We start from the raw sequence: 3918 nt of genomic DNA on the forward strand, positions 1-3918 counted from the left end.
CTTTACCAGCGGCAACGTCGCCGGGACCGCAGATATTACCCCGCTGGTCAGCGGCAAAACGGCCCTGCAAACCGCGCACATCGTACTGCAAAATGCGGATGCGCAGGCGACATTGAGTGAGCTGAAAGCATCGAAAACACTCGCACTGGCGAACGGCACCGATACGGTCACCCTGACGGCTAAAGTGCTGACGGCGAAGGGCCTGCCTTATAAAGGCGTGGCCGTGTCCTGGCGGGCAGATAACACCGCCACCGGGCTTTCATCGGCGCAAAGTATGACGGATGACAATGGGATTGCAACCGTAACGGTCAGCAGTCTTAGCGTGATCAATACCATTGTGACCGCGACGGTCGATGGCGGCAGTTCGCTGCAAAGTGAACCGCTCAGCTTTGGCGCCGATGTCACGACGGCACAGGTAATGAGCCTGAACGCGGACAAAATGCAGGCGACGGCAAATAATGCCGACAACGTTACCCTGGTGGCGAACGTGGTTAACGCCCAAAACCAGCCGCTGAAGGGCGCAGCCGTTGACTGGCGTGTTGAGGAAGGCATTGCAACGCTGAGTGCGCCGCAAAGTTCGACCGACGAGCTGGGCAACGCACACATCACCCTGGCGTCGTCGGCGGCGGGGGACGTGAAAGTCTCTGCCCGCGCCGGAACAACAGATGCCAAAATGATAGATAAAATTTCCTTTGCTGCGGACAGTGGGAGCATGGCTATCACTGACCTCAGGCAGGATAAAACGCAGGTGGTGGCCAATGGCACCGACGCCGTCACCTACACCGTGACGGTCACCGACGCCAGCGGCAACAAAGTGCAAAATGCGCCGGTGAGCTGGAGCAGCGACCAATCCACAGCGCAGCTTTCCGGGAGTACCACCACTACCGATGCGCAGGGACAGGCCACGCTGCGCGTCACTTCCATCCACGCGGGTGATGTGACTGTCTCGGCACAATTGCCGGGCGGCACGGTGAGTACCGCTTCCGCAGCATCCTTTATTGCGGATGTGAGCACGGCGCGGGTGAGTCAGATGACCAGCGATAAAACGCAGGCGCTGGCGAACGGCACCGATACCATCATCCTGAGCACGACGGTGACCGACGCCAACGGTAACCCGCTTAATGATACCGATGTGAACTGGACGGCGAACCCGACAAGGGGGACCATGTCTTCAGGTAGCACCAAAACGAATGCCCAGGGGCTGACGAGCATCCGCCTGACCTCTTCCGGCGTGACAGACTATAGCGTTACGGCATCAATCAACGGCACCCAGACCACTTCCCCGACGCTGACGTTTAGCGCTGACACGTCGACCGCACAGTTAACCAGTCTGGTGGCTGATAAAACCGCGGCGGTGGTAGCGGGTAAAGACACAGTAAACCTGAGCGCGACGGTCCTGGATGCCAATAATCATCCGGTACAGGGCGCGACGGTGACCTGGAAGAGCGATAACACCAGCGGACAGTTCACCCCGGCTTCCGGCGTGACCAATGCCAGCGGCATCGCCACCGCGCAGTTTAGCGGCACCCATGCACAGACCACAGTCATTACGGCCACGACGGGAAGCAGCAGCAAAACGCAGTCGCTTGAGATGGTAGCCGACAACGGCACGGCAACCTTCAGCAATATGGCGGCGGATAAAACGCAGGTGCTGGCAAACGGTACGGATGCGGTGACCTGGACGGTGACGGTGAAGGATGCGAACCAGAACCCAATCAGCAACATGGCGGTCAACTGGGGCAGCGACAATGCCGACGTTACGCTGGCCAGCGGCAGCACGCCGACCGGCACCGACGGCGTGGCGAAGGTCACGGCAACGTCCATCAAAACTGCGGATGTGGTGATGACGGCGAGCCTGACCGCGCCTGCCCGCAGCATCAATGCCAGCAAAGTGAGTTACATCGCAGATGCCGGCACGGCACAACTGAGCACGGTGACGGCGGATAAAACCCAGGCCCTGGCGAATGGTGCTGACCTCATTACCCTGAGCACCAAAGTGACGGATGCGAAAGGTAACGTACTGAGCGGCGCACCGGTGAACTGGAGCGTGGACCCGGCGAGTGGAATATTGTCAGCGGCGACGACGACAACCGACGGACAAGGTATTGCCACTGTGACGCTGGCGTCAGCGAGCGTCAGTCAGGATATCGTCACGGCCTCCGTTAACGGTATCCGGGCGGCGTCTGCGTCACTGGACTTCACGGCGGATGCAACAACGGCCCATCTGAGCAGCCTGGTGGCTGACAAAACCGCTGCCGTGGTGGCGGGTAAAGATACGGTCAACCTGACAGCGACGGTGGTCGATGCAAACAACCATCCGGTTACAGGCGTGGCGGTGAACTGGAGCAGTGACAACGGCAGCGGTAAATTCACCCCGGCGTCGGGCGTCACCAACGCGTCCGGCGTGGCGACAGCGAAGTTTACCGAAACTAAAGCGCAGACGACGGTGGTCACCGCGACCACCGCTGGTGGCAGTAAAACGCAGTCGCTGGAGGTGATTGCTGACAGCGCGACCGCTAACTTCAGTACCGCCGTGGTGGCCAGTAAGGCACAGGCGCTGGCGAATGGCAGCGACGCGGTGACCTGGACTGCGACGGTGCAGGACGCCAATCAGAACCCGATTAACAATATGGCGGTGACGTGGAGCAGCGATAACGCCAGCGTGACGCCAGCAAGCAGCAACACGCAAACCAACGGCAGCGGCGTGGCAACGGTAACAGCGACCTCAACCAAAGTGGCCGATACGGTGATGACGGCGACGTTAACGTCTCCGGCCCGCACGAGCAGCGCGGGTAAAGTGAGCTACGTTGCGGACGCGGCTACGGCGCAATTGAGCGCGGTGACGGCGGACAAAGCGCAGGCTCTGGCCAACGGGCTGGACATTATCACCCTGAGCACCACAATGACCGACGCTCTGCACAACCCGGTCAGCAATGCTAACGTCAACTGGAGCAGCAATCCGACCGACGGCACGCTGTCAGGCAGCAGCAGTAAAACCAATGCGCAGGGGGTGGCTACAGTGACACTGTCGTCAGCAAACGTCGGTGATTATCAGGTCACGGCATCGGCCAACAGCGTCAGCGTGGCTTCACCTGAGCTGACCTTTACCTCCGACACATCCACGGCGATGCTGAGCAGCCTGGTGGCTGACAAGGCCACCGCCGTGGTAGCCGGGAAAGATACGGTGACCCTGACCGCCACGGTTGTGGATGCCAGCCAGCATCCGGTAGCGGGGACAACGGTCACCTGGAGCAGCGATAACAGCAGTGGGACATTTACCCCGGTCTCCGGCGTAACCAATGCGTCCGGCGTGGCGACGGCGCAGTTTACCGAAACCAAAGCGCAGGCCACGGTGGTGACCGCCAGTGTTACCGGTGGCAGCAAAACCCAGGCGCTTGACGTGATTGCGGACACCGCGACGGCAAACGTCGCAACCGTGGTGACCAGCAAGGCGCAGGCGCTGGCGAACGGCAGCGAGGCGGTGACCTGGACGGCGACCGTGCAAGATGCTAACCAGAATCCGATTAAAAATATGGCGGTGAACTGGAGCAGCGATAACGTCAATGTGATGCCAGTAAACAGCAACACGAAAACCGATTCCAGCGGTGTGGCGACGGTCACCGCAACGTCAGTCAAAGCGGCGGATGTCATCATGACGGCGGGGATTACCACGCCAGCGATGAGCAAAAGCGCCGGCAAGGTGAGCTATATCGCCGACGCCAGCACGGCGCAGCTGAGTGCAGTCACCTCGGATAAAACGCAGCTCCTGGCGAACGGCAGCGAAATAGCCACGCTGACCACCACGGTCACGGATGCTCAGGGCAACCTGTTACCCAACGTAGATGTGAGCTGGAACGTCAACCCTTCAACTGGCGAGTTATCTGCGGTATCAACGAAAACGAGCGCCCAGGGTGTCGC

1 protein-coding gene is annotated in these 3918 nt (G+C 60.3%); it reads left to right on the plus strand.

Annotated elements, in window-relative coordinates; genetic code table 11:
• Positions 1–3918 (plus strand): beta strand repeat-containing protein (locus D5398_RS25200; RefSeq protein WP_208646088.1); only part of this gene is annotated, 3918 nt, incomplete at both ends.

The sequence above is a fragment of the Rahnella bruchi genome, from assembly GCF_003614975.1.
Lineage (GTDB): Bacteria > Pseudomonadota > Gammaproteobacteria > Enterobacterales > Enterobacteriaceae > Rahnella > Rahnella bruchi.